The sequence below is a fragment of the Pseudomonas sp. Mb7 genome (assembly GCF_054790525.1).
In genome coordinates, this window is record NZ_CP186501.1 from 1,680,848 (window position 1) to 1,695,871 (window position 15,024).

13 protein-coding genes are annotated in these 15,024 nt (G+C 60.9%); 1 reads left to right on the forward strand and 12 read right to left on the reverse strand.

The features are described 5' to 3' along the window. Nucleotides 1-33: 33 nt before the first annotated feature. Complete coding sequence (locus ACOYXH_RS07735; RefSeq protein WP_460063968.1) at nucleotides 34-831, forward strand: class I SAM-dependent methyltransferase; 798 nt, start codon at nucleotides 34-36, stop codon at nucleotides 829-831. A 125-nt stretch (nucleotides 832-956) separates the two neighbouring features. Here the strand turns inward: ACOYXH_RS07735 and ACOYXH_RS07740 are convergent, their stop codons facing one another. The 12 genes from ACOYXH_RS07740 to ACOYXH_RS07795 form a co-directional block, all read right to left on the reverse strand. Then, on the reverse strand, nucleotides 957-1,649 hold the full coding sequence (locus ACOYXH_RS07740) for a GNAT family N-acetyltransferase (protein ID WP_460063971.1): 693 nt from the start codon (nucleotides 1,647-1,649) through the stop codon (nucleotides 957-959). After that, nucleotides 1,646-2,836, reverse strand: a complete 1,191-nt coding sequence (locus ACOYXH_RS07745) for a GNAT family N-acetyltransferase (protein WP_460063974.1) — start codon at nucleotides 2,834-2,836, stop codon at nucleotides 1,646-1,648. The genes ACOYXH_RS07740 and ACOYXH_RS07745 overlap by 4 nt, the downstream gene beginning before the upstream one ends. A gap of 4 nt (nucleotides 2,837-2,840) precedes the next feature. Next, nucleotides 2,841-3,530 carry an N-acetyltransferase family protein gene (locus tag ACOYXH_RS07750; RefSeq protein WP_460063977.1) on the reverse strand — a complete coding sequence of 230 codons (690 nt, stop codon included), beginning with the start codon at nucleotides 3,528-3,530 and terminating at the stop codon, nucleotides 2,841-2,843. 68 nt (nucleotides 3,531-3,598) lie between these two features. Next, nucleotides 3,599-5,518, reverse strand: a complete 1,920-nt coding sequence (locus ACOYXH_RS07755; RefSeq protein WP_460063980.1) for a hypothetical protein — start codon at nucleotides 5,516-5,518, stop codon at nucleotides 3,599-3,601. Next, entirely contained in the window at nucleotides 5,515-6,822 is a 1,308-nt protein-coding gene (locus ACOYXH_RS07760; RefSeq protein WP_460063982.1) for a lipopolysaccharide biosynthesis protein, read from the reverse strand. The genes ACOYXH_RS07755 and ACOYXH_RS07760 overlap by 4 nt, the downstream gene beginning before the upstream one ends. Next, nucleotides 6,819-7,820, reverse strand: coding sequence for a polysaccharide deacetylase family protein (locus ACOYXH_RS07765; protein WP_095047548.1), 1,002 nt, complete (start codon nucleotides 7,818-7,820; stop codon nucleotides 6,819-6,821). Before ACOYXH_RS07765 ends, ACOYXH_RS07760 begins: the two co-directional genes overlap by 4 nt. 13 nt (nucleotides 7,821-7,833) lie before the next feature. Next, the gene (locus ACOYXH_RS07770) at nucleotides 7,834-8,970 is read right to left on the reverse strand and encodes a glycosyltransferase (protein WP_460063985.1); all 1,137 of its coding nucleotides are present in this window, start codon (nucleotides 8,968-8,970) and stop codon (nucleotides 7,834-7,836) included. Further along, nucleotides 8,963-9,931 (reverse strand): glycosyltransferase, encoded by a 969-nt coding sequence (locus ACOYXH_RS07775; protein WP_258709575.1) that lies wholly within the window; start codon nucleotides 9,929-9,931, stop codon nucleotides 8,963-8,965. The genes ACOYXH_RS07770 and ACOYXH_RS07775 overlap by 8 nt, the downstream gene beginning before the upstream one ends. Next, nucleotides 9,928-11,295, reverse strand: a complete 1,368-nt coding sequence (locus tag ACOYXH_RS07780) for an O-antigen ligase family protein (protein WP_460063988.1) — start codon at nucleotides 11,293-11,295, stop codon at nucleotides 9,928-9,930. Before ACOYXH_RS07780 ends, ACOYXH_RS07775 begins: the two co-directional genes overlap by 4 nt. Next, a complete protein-coding gene (locus ACOYXH_RS07785) occupies nucleotides 11,292-12,383 on the reverse strand; it encodes a glycosyltransferase family 4 protein (RefSeq protein ID WP_460063990.1) in 1,092 nt (363 codons plus the stop codon). Before ACOYXH_RS07785 ends, ACOYXH_RS07780 begins: the two co-directional genes overlap by 4 nt. Further along, nucleotides 12,380-13,969, reverse strand: a complete 1,590-nt coding sequence (locus ACOYXH_RS07790; RefSeq protein ID WP_137217210.1) for a GumC family protein — start codon at nucleotides 13,967-13,969, stop codon at nucleotides 12,380-12,382. The genes ACOYXH_RS07785 and ACOYXH_RS07790 overlap by 4 nt, the downstream gene beginning before the upstream one ends. A gap of 16 nt (nucleotides 13,970-13,985) precedes the next feature. Continuing rightward, entirely contained in the window at nucleotides 13,986-15,008 is a 1,023-nt protein-coding gene (locus ACOYXH_RS07795; RefSeq protein WP_038369600.1) for a polysaccharide biosynthesis/export family protein, read from the reverse strand. Nucleotides 15,009-15,024: the final 16 nt, after the last annotated feature.

A 15,024-nucleotide genomic window follows, 5' to 3' on the forward strand; every position in this document is an offset into this window, starting at 1 on the left:
CCGCTCAATCACGAGCATCGTCCGGAGTGCGCCATGGAAGTGCCCAACAATAAAACCGCCATCGACAGCAATCGACAGGCGTGGAACGATTCCGCCCGCCATCATCAGGATTCGCCTGATTGGCAGGCCTTGCTCGGCGAGGTTGCGCAGGCGGATTTCTCTTGTCTTGATGAGACCTTGAGCGGGTTGCTGGAAGTCGACGGTAAAGATGTCATTCAACTGGGCTGCAACAACGGCCGTGAGAGTCTCTCCCTGTTTGCGCTCGGTGCCAGAAGCGTGGTCGGTGTCGATCAGTCGGCGGCGTTTCTCGATCAGGCGCGTGAGCTGAACAAGCGTTCACCGCACAACGCCGAGTTCATCGAAAGCGATATCCATCATTTGCCAGCGTCATTGCTGAATCGCTTCGACGTCGCGCTGATCACCATCGGCGTTCTCAACTGGATGCCGGACATTGGCGAGTTCTTCCGCCACGTCGCCTCGACCCTGAAACCGGGTGGCAAACTGGTGATCTACGAAACCCATCCGTTTCTGGAGATGGTCGATCCCGACGCAGAGGATCCGAATCGCCTCGCCAGTTCGTACTTCCGCGCCGAGCCGTTTGTGCAGGAAGAACCGATTGTCTATGTCGGCAAAGTCGAGCAGCAGTCGGCAAAGTCGTATTGGTTTGTGCATACGCTGGGGGCGATTTTCAGCGGTGCCATCGGAGCAGGGCTGAATATTGCGCACTTCAAGGAATACCCGCATTCGAATCGGGAAGAGGTGTATGACCAGTATCTGAATCGAGAGGCGCAGATGCCGATGTGCTTTACCCTCGTCGCCACCAAGGCCTGATTGATCGGTGCGGCTGCCGGCCTCATCGCGAGCAGGCTCGCTCCTACATTTGAAATGCGTTCCCGTGTAGGAGTGAGCCTGCTCGCGATGGCGGCATCAAAGTCGCCACAAATATCCAGACTGAATCAAGCCTGCGCCGCCGCCGTCACTACCGGTCTTTCCGGCTTGCGCAGCGCCTCCAGTCTTGAATCGCTGTAGTTTGATTCGCGGAAGAAACGCCAGTGCCCGAACAGGTCGTAAACATGCGTGATATGCCCTTGCTCCTGATAGCCCAGGCGAATATGCATCTTCAGGGCCTGTACATTGGCGTTGTCGCAGATATCCACGACTTTTTTAAAGCCTCGGGCAGCCATGACTTGCCATAGTGCGGTTTGTGCATCGACGGTCAAGCTACTGCCGAAATAGTGCCGGGTAATTTCGGCACCGAACTGAAAGTATTCACCGGGCTTGACCGGGAACGTGCAGCGGTAGAAGTGGCGGTCGTAATAGTCGCGAGTGCTGGCCCAGACGAACCCGACGGTGTGATCGTCCTGGTCCAGGTACATGTGCCCCGTATGCCCTTCAGCGGCCAGTTCGGCCATGGTCTCCACGCGGTCACCAAAGTACTTGCCGAATGCCTTGGCGTTGTCCTCGGTGATGTCGACTCTGCGCAAACCTTCGCAGGGGCGCAGTTTGTTCGGGGCAATCGGCGTGACCAGGTCGCGCTCCATCCACAGCAATTCACGGTGAGCGAAGACGTAACGTTTCCACAGCGCGCCAAGGGTGCGGCGCAGGCCTTTTTGTTTGATGCGCAGAAGCAGATTTTCGATGACGCTCATGATGCCCTCCGAGGCGCTAGCCCAGGTGTGTTGGATGGTGTTGCCGGTTGAGTTTCGGATGTGTTCGCCGCCGTTGAGTTGCCGGCACGCGGTGCGCGCCATTTTTGCAGGGTCGGTTTGACGCGGTGCCAAAGGCGTAGCCCCAGGCCCAGCAGCAAACCGCTCGGGCGCCACGAGTAGAAACTCCAGCGCCAGTGTTCCAGTTGCCCGGTCATGCGTTCGTGCAGTTGATGGCTGGAGTTTTCCAGGCTGACCCGCGACGCATCGATCCAGCGCCAGTGCTCATCCAGCCCCCAGCGAATCCATTCCTCCAGCAACACCCGGCCGCTACCGAGGTCGGCGTATTGCGGCAAAAACGCCAGGTTGTAATCGTAGAGGCGGCCCTGTTCGAGCAGGCCGAGGCGATAGCTGATGCAGCGGCCGTTCAGCTCCAGCGTCACGACCCGCACCAGGCCTTGAGCGGCGAGGGCGGTGAAAGCGCTTTGCATCCACTGACAACTGCGTTCGGTGGCGAAAATCCCGACGCCCTCGTCACCTTTCCAACTGACCGACTCGACTTCCTGCAGCGCGTCTAAAATCCTAGGCATCGACAGCGCATCGGGGGTGATTCGCCGCACTTGCGCACCGCATGCGGCAATCCGTTTGCGTGCCCGACGCAGCTTGTAGCGCGGGTCACCGGAGATCTCCTGATGATCAGCGTCGCTGATCAGATGCACCGGCACTCGGCAACTCAGGCGTCGTTCAGCCGTGGAACTGCGCGCCATCCATTCGGTGAGCGCACTTTCTTCACCGGCAGGTTCCGACAGTTCATTGAGTTGCAGCAGCGCGTGGGGCAGATGCTTACGGATCAGCACCAGCGCCTTGTGCATGTCTTCGCGGCCGAGCAACGACAGCAAGGCCAGGCGATCGGCCATTGGATAACCCAAGTGATGCAAAACGCGAAACGGTACGCCAGCGAAGCGTTCGCGGCTGGCCACCAGTGGCAGGCACAGCAGCAATTGCTCGGCTTCCCAGCCGAGCAGAATATGCAGGTGCTGATCCTCGCCCAAGGCCTGCTCTGTTGCGCACAACCAGCCAAGGTTGTTGAACGGCGTGTGGTCGGCCACGCGCAGGCGCAGTGCTTCGAAGGCTGTTGCCGGGAAGTCGGCAGCGCACAGGGACGTGCGCCATTCGAATCGCATCACCATGGGTTCAGGCCGCCGTTGCTGTGACAGGTGGACGGGAAGTTTTACCCAGCGCCGCCAGACGCGAGCCGCTGTAGCGGGTTTCGCGATAGAAGCGCCAGCGGCCGAACAGCGTGTAGATATTCATGATCCGCTGTTGTTCGGTATAGCCCATGCGCAGGTGCAGCTTGAGCGCCGGGACGTTGCTCGAGTCACAGACATCGACCACTGTGTGGCAGCCTTGGGCGGCCATGGCTTTCCACAGGCGCAGTTGCAGATCTACCGACAATTCGGTGCCCCAGTAGGCACGGGTCAGTTCGCCGCCGAACTCGAAAAATTCGCCGGGTTTAACCGGGAACCGGCAACGGTAGTAATGCCGATCGAAATAGTCGCGCGGTGTGCCCCAGATAAACGCCACGGCATCGCCTTTGTCGTCGACATGCATATGCCCTGTGTGACCGTCACTGGCCAGCTCGGCCATGACGCCGACGCGGTTGCCGAAGTAGCGGGCAAAGGCGCTGGCGTTGTTTGCGGTGATCTTCAGCATGCGCAGTGGCGGGTAGGGTTTGAGGCTGTGCGGCGGCACGGGGCTGACCAGATCGCGCTCCATCCACAGCAGTTCCTGATGGTCAAAAATGTACATTCTGCGGATCTTCGCCAAGGTCGCTCGCAGGCCTTTACGACGGATATGTCCGCTGAGTCTTCGCAATACATCCATGGTCTCTTCTCCTGTTGAAGGTCCCACGCACAGCAAGACGCTCGCGGGACAGAACATCGAAGGGCGGTTCATGAAGCGCTCCAGTTCAGGGCAAATAGGGTTTGCCCCGGTAAATCGAAACGAATGCGCCCGTTTTCGCAGGCAAACGGTATGTCGCGGCTGCGATTGTCAGCGCCGAAGAAACGCAAGGCGCTTTGATTCAGCGGGCACCGGGCACCGCTCAGATCAACCCGTTGCAGGCGCGTGCCTTTGTTCACCCCGAGCAGTGCGCGCTGCGTGTCGCCGGCCATCGCCAGGACATCCACCTCAAAAGCGTCGTTATCCAGTTGCAGCACTTGCGGCAGCCAATGCCGGGCAATGAATTGCTGGGCAAGGCCCACCGGTTTCAGCTCGAAGCGACCATCGTCATGGATGCGCACCATGCCTTTGCCGTAGGGTGGCTCGTCGGCGGCCTGAAACCAGTTGAGCATGCTCAGCAGGCCGTCCTGAGAGGCGTTGATGACCACCGACGCCCACCACAGCGCGGTGTAATGGGTTTCCTGATCGTAGGGGCTCAGGGCTGAGCCACTGGACAGATTGGTCTGATCCAGCAGCAACGCTTTGCGTGGCTGACCTTTAGCGTCCAGCCCCACCACCTCTGCTGCGCGACGCACGCTGTCGCGGTAGACCCGGGTCGCCAGCAAGTCGCGAACCATCCATTCATGCCAGGCCAATGCATCGACTTGATCGGCGGATTCACTGAGTAGACGCCGCGCCCAATCGATGCCGCGCTTGTCCGCTGCGTTGCGGGTGAACGGCCCGTTGATAAAACGTGAGCTGGCGGGCATGGCGATGCGCACGCCGGCCTTGGCATTCGCCGGATCGCTGCGCACCTGGCGGGCCATGCTGACAAAAATCGCTCGATAATCTTCGTAGCTCGAATAGTTCAGGTTCGGTTCATCGGCGAAGCCGATGTAATGTGTGCCTTGACCACCCAGTGCACGAGTGCCGGCGAGCCAGGCCTCAAGGCCGTTGTTGCTCTGCACGTCGGCACGCAGATCGGCCCGACGCCCGGTGCCAGCGAGCAGGGTGATGTCCTGGCGGATGCCGAAGCGAGTCTGATAGAGCTGACGAACCGGGTCTTCGAAACGGGCATTTTTCGCAGTAACGTCAACATAGCTGTAATAACTCGCTGCACTCGGTTTCAAGGCATCCAGTGCGGCATAACTGGCTGCGGGCGGCATGAGATTGGGCAGGGCAATGCCTAGATCCGGGGTGCGACCGAGGACCTTATCGTGCAGGGTCAGGCGTACCTGGCCCGGCTCTTCACGCAAGGGTTGAAGCTGCTGCGGATTTTGCGCAAACAGATTGGCCGTGCCATCGAGCCAGAATGCCGCTTTGCCGCTGCCCTGCAGGCGCAAGCGCCAGACCTGGGGCTGGTCGCTGACCGGCAAGGCCACTTGATCGAATTGCCAATAGGCGCGGTAAGGTTTGAGGGCCAACGACAGTTGTTGGCCATCGTCCATACGCTGGGCTTGCAGCGCGTTGACCCCGCCATGGTATTTGCCGTTCAGCACCGCGTGTTCTCCCGGTGCCACTTGGAAAAACAGCTCATCGCCATTGCCGGTTTCGACACTGAAATGCACTTTGGCCGGGCTGAACAGCGCCACTGTTTTATCGTCATGCTCGACGCGATAACTGCGGAAGCTGTAGCCGGGAATCTCCAGTCGATAACTGGCAGCCCCGGGCAGCAACGGCCAGCTCTGCGAACCGCGAGTTTCGCTGGCTTTGATCAGTCGTTCGCCCTGCAGCTTGCCCTGGCCGTCGAGCAGATAAATATGCTCTTCATTGGCCTCGGCCTGCCACGCCGGAACCCAGCGCACGGTGACCGAGTCCGGTCGATCGGTTTGCAGGTACAAACTGCCGTCTCGCAGGTCACCCCACTGCATCGGCGCCGCGAAACCGTTCAGCGTCAGGCCGAGTCCGAACAGCAGGGCCAGGCGTTTCATGCGGTCTTCCGACGTTGCAGCATCAACCACATCGGGGTGATGTCGCTGGGCAGGATGATCAAGGTTTGCCAGAACGGCACGTTGCTCAAGCGGCAATAAAGCACCAGCATCGCCACCGTCACCGCCAGATAAGCGATTGATGAAGCCGCCGCTGCACCGACAATGCCGAAGGCAGGAATCAACAGCAGATTCAGCGCCAGATTGAACAGAGCGCCGATGCCCATCAGCAACGACACCGTGCCGGGGCGATCCTTGCCAATCAGATCCAGGCGCAGAATGCTTGCATAGCACAGGCCCAGCAGACCGGGCAGCAACGCGAGCAGCGCCGGATACGCCGGTTGATACGCCGCGCCGAACAGCGTGACGATCAACCATTCGCCGATCACTGCCATGGTCAGGCAGGCGCCGAGCATCACCGTGGCGGTCAGGCGCAGCGCCAGCGGCGTGACCTTGTCCATGCCTTTGTCCTGTTGCAGCAGTCGCTTCATCAGCGGTGTGGTGACCGCCTCCGGAACGATCAGCAACAATTCGGCGGCGGCGCTGGCCATGGCGTAGTGGCCGAGCGCGGTACTGCCCAGCAGGGCGCCGATAAACAAGTAGTCGGAGCGCAGAATGATCTGTTGAAAGAGCAGGTCCGGATGGCTGCGCGCACTGAATCGCAGCAGCTCGTTCTGGCTCGCACGGTCCCATTGCAGTTGCAGCGGTTGTGCGCGTTTGAGCCACATCCAGCCGACCAGCACCACCAGGCTGATGCCGGCCAGCCAACTGATCAGCGCGGCTTCGAGTGCTGCCTCCTTCCACATCCAGAACAGCGCAACAAACAACAGCAGCGGTGCCAGGGATTCGATCAGCCGCAGAACATTGAATGCAACCACGCCGCCCGATGCGTTGTGCAAGGTCAGCAAACCGCTTTTAAGTACGGTCAACGGCACCGCCAGCAGCAACAGCCACGCCAGCAGACCGAGCTGCATCGTCACATCGAGTTCGCTGCCGAACTCACGGGCCAGCGCGACCACCAGCAAGGTCAGCAGCCCGGCCAGAAGACAGCCGAACACCAACACCTGAGTGAGCAACAAGCCCATCGGCCGCTGATTGGCCGCTTGATAACCGACTGCCGAATTCAAGCCGCCACTGGTGGCCGCGCTGATCAGATCCGGCAGGGTGCTGAGCAGGGCGAACAAACCGCGTTCACTCGGGCCGAGAATCCGCGCCAGCAACACATTGCGCAGCAGGCGCAAGGCAATCATTGCCAGTTTGGTGCCCATGCTCAGCGCCAGATGCTTGAGGTAGCTACTGCGACTCATGGCCGTGCCCCGCGATAAATGCGCCACGACAACAACGCCGGATTGCACGCGATGCGCTGACTGACGCCGAAGCGCGGCAGGTTCAGCGGGTCGCCTTCGCCGCGATAAATGCCGGTGCCGGTGCCGAGGGCGAACGGATAGTCGTGATTGGCGATCTGCTCGCGCACGCGTTCATCGTTGTCGCCGTTGGGGTAGCAATACACCGGCAGTGGGCGGTTGCAGCCGTTGTACAAGGCATCACGGCTGCGCCTGATTTCTTCGTTCAGGCGCTGATCATCAAGGCCGGTGAGGATGGCGTGGCTGGCACCGTGCGGGCCAAAGCGCACCAGACCGGAAGCCTCCAGCGCGCGCACTTGATGCCAGTCCAGCGCTTGCGGCTGTGATTCGGCTGGGCACTCATCGGTGAGTTTTTCCAGTTCCTGCGGGTCAAGCGTCTTCAACCCTTGGAGGAAATGCAGCAGCGCCAGGCTGCGGCGGTCGATATCGATGTCATCGAGCATTACCGGCAATGGGTGATGCATGAACTGCAGGCACTCGATCAAGTGCATCCGCGCTTTTTCACCGTGGCTGCCCCACAGGGTTTCGCCAAGGCTTTCCCACCAGAAACGCTGACGGCTGCCGATGAAATCGGTGGAGAGGAAAATGCTCGCCGGTACCTGATGTTTCTGCAGCAGCGGGAAGGCGTTGACGGCGTTGTCGCGCCAGCCGTCATCAAAGGTCAGCGCCACCCGTGGGCGCTCGCTGCGCAGCGAATTGGGCTGGAGGATTTCCATCAGCGGCACGCAATCGAAATGCCGACGCAGCCACAGCAGTAAATACTCGAAGGCCTTGGGCCCGACGCACAGTTCATTGCGGTGCGGCAGGTTGGCGGCCCGGTCGTTGGCCAGTACCCGGTGCAGCATCAGAATGACCCCGGCACCGTGCAACTGGTTGCGGCCCACTGACGAGTTGAGATAAAGCCAGCCGCTGGTGCGTTTTAGCAGTTGTTTGATCGCCATGGCATGAGTCCTCTCAACGATTCTGGTCAGGATTCCACTGTGCGTAACGTTGCCCGCGCAGGAACTGCCACAGACCGACGCTCATGCCGGCCAGCGTCACCAGCAGGAACGCCGCGAGGCGGAACGGCTTCGGCAAACGGTGTTGCGAATCCAGCAGGCCGGCGATGGCCACCGCGTAACCGAGCAATTGCGCAACCAGGCTCAGGCGATAGAAACCGTGCTCGTTCCACAGCCAGAAATTGCTCAGCAGCAGCGGCAGCAAGAGAATCGGCGCGAGACGGCGGATCAGTTTGTGGCTGATCAAGGCAATGGAATAAAGACCGTACTTGAACGGGTTCAGCAGGGCGCTGCGTTGCGCCAGGCTTTGCAGGCCACCGACGGTAACGCGCTGGCGGCGGCGCCATTGCTTGCCCGCTTCGTCGACGCCCTGGTCGATCACTTGCGCCTGGGGTACGTAAACGATGCGTTTGTGCGCGACCGGCGCGCAGGTACTGATGAAGAAGTCGTCGTTGACCTCGGCCGGTACGTTCTGGAACAGCTCGCGGCGCAAGGCGAGCAGGGCGCCGTCGGCGGAGACCATGCAGCCGGTGCGATTCTCGACCCGGCGCAACCAGCCTTCGTAGTGCCGATAGAGGCTGTCGCCAATACTCAGGCCGCCACCGGTGACCGGGATCACCATGTGCCCGGCGCAGGCACCGACCTGCGGATCGCTCAACGGCGCGAGCAAATGGCCGAGGGTGTCGCGCGACCATTGGTTGTCGGCGTCGGTGAACACCAGAATGTCGCCACTGCTCACGGCGACGCCGGCATTCAGTGTGGCGGCTTTGCCCTGGCGCGGCAGGTCGAGGACGGTGATGCGCGGATCGATCACTTTGTGCGCGCAGGCCACGGTGTCATCGCTGGAACCGTCGCTGGCGAGAATGATCTGCAGCGTGGCGGGCTGATAATCCTGGGCCAGCAGCGTGCGCAACTTGTGCTCGATGTGCCGCGCCTCGTTGTGCGCGGCGATGACGATGCTGACGTTCAGCGGCGGTGCCGGCGCGTGCCGCCAGGCCGGGAACAGCGGCGCCAGCAAGGTCAGCAGCAACGGATAGCCGATGTAGGCGTACGCCGGCAGCACAAGGCACAGGCAAAAAATGTATTCAGCCACGGGCGGGCCTCCTGGCGTTCCAATGACACAGACCGAGAATCAATGCCGCGCTGGCCAGGTGCAGGCGCACCCAGTGCAGACCCCAGAGTTGCAAGGTCAGGTTGACGTTATGGTGGCGAATGCTTTGCCGCACGCTGAGCAACAGACTCGGCAGCAGGCCCAGCAACAACAGCATCAGTGCTGGCTGCGTGTAGCCAGTCAACAACGCCAGAATCGCCAGCGCATCGAGCAACCACACCAGCAATGACAGCAACGGAAAACGCAGCAGACGCAGGCTCATGCCGTGGGCGCGCAGTAATTGCAGGTGGCTGCCCTGACGCCACAGCTCCTTGCCGATCCATTCGCGCCACGTCATTTCATAGCCCCAATGCAGGGCGACGCTGGTATTGACCGACAGCAAGCGAGCACCGTGCCTACCCAGACGCAGGGTGTATTCCTTGTCCTCACCGGTGCGCAGGGCTTCGTTGAAACCGCCGACGTTTTCGAACCACTGCCTGCGCATCAGCAGGTTCGCACTGGGTAGCCATTGCACGGTGCGAGCAGCGCGGCTCGACGGACGCAAAGAGCGACGCTGCCACGCGGCGGCATACCATGGCGCGGCGGCAGGGGTGTGCAGGTCCAGGCCGAAGACGTCGCCCTGGGCATCCGCAGCCAGGGCGAACATCTGCTTCAGCCAGTCTTCGGGCATTTCGATATCGGCATCAATGAACGCCAGCCATTCACCGTTGGCAACCGTTGCGCCACGATTGCGCAAGGCGCCGATCAGCAGGCCGGGCAGCACCAGCACCTGTGCGCCGAATGCGCGGGCGATCTGTGGCCCGTCATCAGTGGAACCGTTGTCGACGACGATCAGTTCACAGTCGATGTCAGCGGCGTTCGCGGCTTTGCGTGCGGCCAGGAGGGTGCGGCCGATGTGCCGTGCCTCGTTGTACATCGGCAGTACGATGCTGATTCGGCTCATGCTCTGGCCTCCGTCAGCGGCGCTTGCTCGGCTTTCAGGCGCAGCACCCAGGTCAGCGCAAGCATGATCCACAGGTATTTGAGGTTCGGCGCGCTGAGAAACATCAGAAACAATGTCAACGACAGAAAACTCATTCCCAGATGGGTCATCAGGTCGGCGTGCTGCCATTCGCGCCGTTGCAGCCATTCGCGTCGTGCGCGGATCAGATTGTAGAAACCCTGCACGAGCATGCCGACAAACAGCAGGCCGGCGGGAATCCCCAATTCGCTGAAGATCTCCAGATAAGTGTTATGCGCCCGGCGATACAGGTCGCCGATCTTGCGGTTGGCCGAGAATGCCTTGGCATAACCGGTGGTCGCATAGTGCAACGGGAAGGTCCCGGGGCCGGAACCGAGCAGCGGATGCTCGCGGATGATCTGGCTGCCGACGACAATGTACGAGGCACGACGGCCGAGGGATTCATCCTGAGCCTTAGCCCCGGCGCTCAAGATACTCAGCGACTGGATGCGCGCGAGATATCCGGCAGGCATCGCATAAATCGCCAATGGCAGCACGATGGCCGCGCCGAGCATGGCGAATCCGAAATGCCGCGGACGGATACGGTTGAGGTGCTGGCGGTAATGCCAGACCCCGATCGCCAGACTCAAGGCCAGTACCACCAAACCTGAGCGCGACTCCGTTTTGGTCATGCCGCCGAGCAGCAAAAGACAGCAGCCCGCCCAGAACAGACGGTGCAGCAGGTTCGGGCCGCGAATCACCAGCAGCAGGCCCAGCGGCACGGCGAAGGCAATCAGCAGAGCAAAGGCATTCGGGTCATCGAGCAGGCCGGCGGCGCGGCCCTTGTCCTGGAATCGGCTGGAAAACATCGCCATCGCGCAGGTGGCGCTGACGCTGAGCGTGACCAGCCGGGCGAACAGATCGAGGTTCAGCTCGCGGCCGATCAACAAAGTGATCACGAACAGAATCAGGCCCACGCTCAGTTCACGCAGATGACTCTGTGACATGCCCATGTTGTCGGTGGCGATCAGGCTCAACAGGTACAGCGCCATGAAACCGATCAGGTAGCGCCACAGATTGCTGCGCAGGCGCTGCGATGGAATCTGGTGCAATGCCAGTTGCAACGCCAGGATCAGCGCCAGCGAAGCACCGAGGAATTTGCTCCCGGAAAACGCGCTGTCCTTGAAGAACCCTTCAAACGGCACCAGCGCGGCAATACCCAGCAGGCCCCACGACGGTTTGCGGTACAGCACCGTGAAACCCAGCAGCCCCAACACCGCCCCCGGCGCCAGATACGGATAAGGACTGACCAGCAAAGCCATGCAGACCAGTGCCAGCAGGCTGACGATCGAGAGCGGGAAAATCATGCGCGTGCCTCCCGTGCCGTGTGGATGTACAGCTGCGACCAGCGTTCGGCCAAAGCCTTGAGGTCGTAGCGTTCCTGTTGTGTGCGTCTGGCGTTGTCGCGTAGGTGTGCGGCCAGCTGCGGTTCGGCCAGCAACGTGTCGAGCTGACGGGCGAGTGCGGCGGTATCGGTCGGTGCGGCGAGCAGGCCGTTGTGGCGGTCCTGCAAGACATCGGGAATGCCACCGACCGCGAACGCCACCACCGGCACACCGGCCTGCATCGCTTCAAGCAGAATCATCGGCGTACCCTCGGTGCGCGAGCTGATCACCAGCACATCGAGTTGCTGCCACCAGCCTTGCATTGCCGTCTGATAGCCCGGCAAGCGAATCCGCTGTGGTAAACCGGCAGCGTCGATACGCGCTTGCAGAGCCTCACGTTCCGGACCGTCACCGAGCATCACGGCGTCCAGTTGCGGATGCTGGTGACACAACGCAATCAGCGCATCGAGAAACAGATCCGGGCCTTTCTCGCTGCTCAACCGGCCGACGTAACCGACCAGCCAGCGTTGTCGTTCCAGCGCCGGCGGCAGCGCTGGCGCCGCTGGCAAACCGTTGGCAATCACCTGCAACTTCTCGGCACGGACGCCAGCCTGACGGTGCAGCACAGCGATGCTTTGCGCGACGCAGACCACCCGCTTCACCGAGGCCGTGCGGCACAGTTGCAGGCTTAGCCAGGTGTAGAACTTCTGCTTGCGACTGCGCGGGGTGAAACCGTGCTGAGTGATCACCAGCGGCAGGCGCAACACAGTGGCGCCGACCCAGCCGAACACTAGCCCTTTGAAGTTGTGCGTGTTGAGCAACGGCTTGTCACCACGGCGCTGATGCAGGTGCCACAGCAGTCCGCCGAGCCCGGCACAGGCGCGAGCGTCCACCCCGGCCTCGCGAAAGCGCTCGATCAGCTCTGGAGGCGCGTCGAGGAACAGCACCTGATGCTGCCCCGGCGTCGCCAGGCAATGATCCAGCAACATCCGCTCGGCGCCGTAGAAGCCGCCGCTGCTGAGCAAATGAATGATCGGCAGGGCGACGCACGGGGTGGACGCCGCGTTCAATTGCGCACCCAGTGAACCAGGCTCGGCACGGTCCAGTTCTTGTGCGGATTGCCCGGCTGCGACGTTTCTTCGTTGAGCACCAACAGCACCGGCAGGCCCAGTTCATGGCTGATTTGCGCAGGATGCTTGAAGCGGTGATCGAAGAACTCACGTACATAGACGAAGGCAATGGCCAGCAGCAGTCCGGTGAGCAGACCAAACGGAATGATCAACATCGGTTTCGGAAACGCCGCCTCGGTCGGTTCATACGGCGGGCTCAAGACACGGGCGTTGGACAAGTCGTTATCCAGCGCGCGCGTCGTGCTGCTTTCAGCAAAACGTTGCGCATAGGTTGAAAACGCTGCGTGCAATGCGCCGATCTCGGTGTCCATCTGGCGCAGCTTGCTTTGGGTCTGCTGCAATTGATGGATGCGATTCTTGAAGTCGGCAATGCGCGCGGTTTTCTGCTCGATGACCTGGCTGACCACCGACAGGTCGATCGTGCGTTCCTGGATGCGGTTGTTGACCACTTTGAGGAACTGCTGGCGTGTGCGGGCAATCTGCTCGCGGGCCAGCAACATAGGTTCGCTGCTGGGCTGAAATATCGCCAGGTCGTTCATATAGCGGCTGACCTGAGTGGTCAGCGCCTCGCCCATCTGCCGGATCTCGCGATCCTCGAACGCGATGTTGTCCACCGTCGTCGTGAAGGTGAACGGAAAGGTGTAGTCATTGAGTTTGTTGGTGTTGGCGGTGGCCAGGCTGGTTTTCAGGTAATCGAGCCAGCGCTGGCTTTGCAGCAAGCGATCGCGATACAGGTTGAGTGCCTGCTCTTCGGTGTTGATCGCGTTGAGGCGAAAGGTGATTTCCTCTTTCGGATCGGACGAACCGACGCTTTCCAGCAGGCTGAGCCGCGCGCCTTCCAGGCCATCGAGGCGGACCTGATACTGATGCTTCTTGGTCTCGTAGAACGATTGCGGCAGCTCGATCGATTGCAAGGCCTGACGATCGACCAGATAGTTGCGCAACAGCGTGGCAACGAACGTCGTGCCTTGGGCGGGATCTGGGAAGCTGTAGACGATCGAGATGACATTGGAACCCGGCAGGGTTTCGATCTTCAGATTGTCGATGGCTTCCTGGGTCAAGCCATCCAGCACCGTGTCGCGCACCGGATCGGTTTCCATGCTCAGTGCATCACGCAGCGGATTGATCACGTATTCGCGCAGCGGCGTGCTGACATAACGCTTGAACGGTTCGGCCAGCTTGCTGAGCATCCCCGGCGGCGGGTTGTACTGACCCTGATCGCGCAGTTCGCTGATGGTCTGACGAATCAGCGCCGGCGAACGGAGGATATTGCTTTCGGTTTCCATGTCCGCCAGCGATGGCGGAATGAAGGTGGCGTTGTCCTGGGTCAGCGAGGTGGTCGCATCGCCCTGAGACAGTTTTTTCGACTGCACGATCACCTGCGCGGTGATATCGAAGCTCTGTTTGAGCAACAGCGGCAGCAACAGCGCGATCACTGCAAAGATCAGGAAGATGCGCTTCACCGTTTGCTTGTTGGCGAAGAAAATCCTGAAGAACTCGTGCAGGTAATTTTCTTTTGGGTTCATGTCGTTCACCTGAGAGTCAGTTGTCACTGCCTTTGTTGTCGACGCGGTAGCCGAAGCTGAACCCCACGCCCTGGAACAGCACCACATCGGCCAGTTGGCGGGCGAGTTCGCCGGCGCTGGCCAGTTTGGTTTTCGGTACGTAGAGCATGTCGTCCGGTTGCAGGTAGGCGATCTGTGGCGCATCGCCCGACAGCGCTTTCTCGACGTCGTAGTTCATGGCCTGCACCTGATTGCCGTTGCGCCGCATGATCACTACCGAATCGAGACGCGCCTTGACATTGGTGCCGCGCGCCAGGGTCAGCGCCTCAAGCACCGACACCGGCCGGCGGATCGGGTACGAGCCCGGTTGAGCGACTTCGCCGAGCACGTAGATCTCGTTGCCAGCGGTGGATTTCAGCAGCACATCCACCGTCATCCGTCCTGGCAGTTGCGCGTACTTGCTGTTGAGGAAGGTTTCCAGTTGATTGACGGTCATGCCTTGCAGCGGCACGGCGCCGATTTCTGGGAAACTCGCATAGCCATCGGTGCCGACGGTGATTTCGCGGCTCATGCCGGTGGCCGGGTGGTTCAGCGCGCTTTTGAGGTTTTGCTCGTTGCTCAGCGGGCTGAGAATCTGCACCGAGAGTTGATTGCGGTTGGGCTGGAACAGCTGCTTGCGTTGATAGGCGCGCTGGATTTCCTGCCGCGCCTCGTCGCTGGTCAACCCGGCAATTTTCACCGAGGTGTTGGCGCCCGGCAGTTCGATGGTGCCGTCAGGCAGCACCAGTTGCGTGCCGTTGAGCTGACTGGCAGCGGTGAAGTTCAGGCCGATCTGGTCACCCGACTGCACGCGGTAAGCGTCCGAGCCGCTGGTACTGATGTGGAAAATCACATCCAGCACGTCTTTCGGGCGCAGGGTCTGCTCGACCCTCGGCATGTCGGTGGCTTGCGCATTGGCCGGTGTGGCGGTGAGGATATTCACCGGCATGTTGCGGGTGTCGGAATTGCTGGAGCAGCCTGCAAGCGGCAGCAACAGCAGGACAAGCATTTTGGCGTTCATGGCGTCATCCTTTGCG

Bases quoted from the DNA above. Each gene is read 5' to 3' on its own strand.
- ACOYXH_RS07765 (WP_095047548.1), bottom strand. From the start codon at position 7,820: ATGGCGATCAAACAACTGCTAAAACGCACCAGCGGCTGGCTTTATCTC.
- ACOYXH_RS07795 (WP_038369600.1), bottom strand. From the start codon at position 15,008: ATGAACGCCAAAATGCTTGTCCTGCTGTTGCTGCCGCTTGCAGGCTGC.
- ACOYXH_RS07750 (WP_460063977.1), bottom strand. From the start codon at position 3,530: ATGGATGTATTGCGAAGACTCAGCGGACATATCCGTCGTAAAGGCCTG.
- ACOYXH_RS07780 (WP_460063988.1), bottom strand. From the start codon at position 11,295: ATGATTTTCCCGCTCTCGATCGTCAGCCTGCTGGCACTGGTCTGCATG.
- ACOYXH_RS07755 (WP_460063980.1), bottom strand. From the start codon at position 5,518: ATGAAACGCCTGGCCCTGCTGTTCGGACTCGGCCTGACGCTGAACGGT.
- ACOYXH_RS07745 (WP_460063974.1), bottom strand. From the start codon at position 2,836: ATGGTGATGCGATTCGAATGGCGCACGTCCCTGTGCGCTGCCGACTTC.
- ACOYXH_RS07735 (WP_460063968.1), top strand. From the start codon at position 34: ATGGAAGTGCCCAACAATAAAACCGCCATCGACAGCAATCGACAGGCG.
- ACOYXH_RS07790 (WP_137217210.1), bottom strand. From the start codon at position 13,969: ATGAACCCAAAAGAAAATTACCTGCACGAGTTCTTCAGGATTTTCTTC.
- ACOYXH_RS07740 (WP_460063971.1), bottom strand. From the start codon at position 1,649: ATGAGCGTCATCGAAAATCTGCTTCTGCGCATCAAACAAAAAGGCCTG.
- ACOYXH_RS07760 (WP_460063982.1), bottom strand. From the start codon at position 6,822: ATGAGTCGCAGTAGCTACCTCAAGCATCTGGCGCTGAGCATGGGCACC.
- ACOYXH_RS07775 (WP_258709575.1), bottom strand. From the start codon at position 9,931: ATGAGCCGAATCAGCATCGTACTGCCGATGTACAACGAGGCACGGCAC.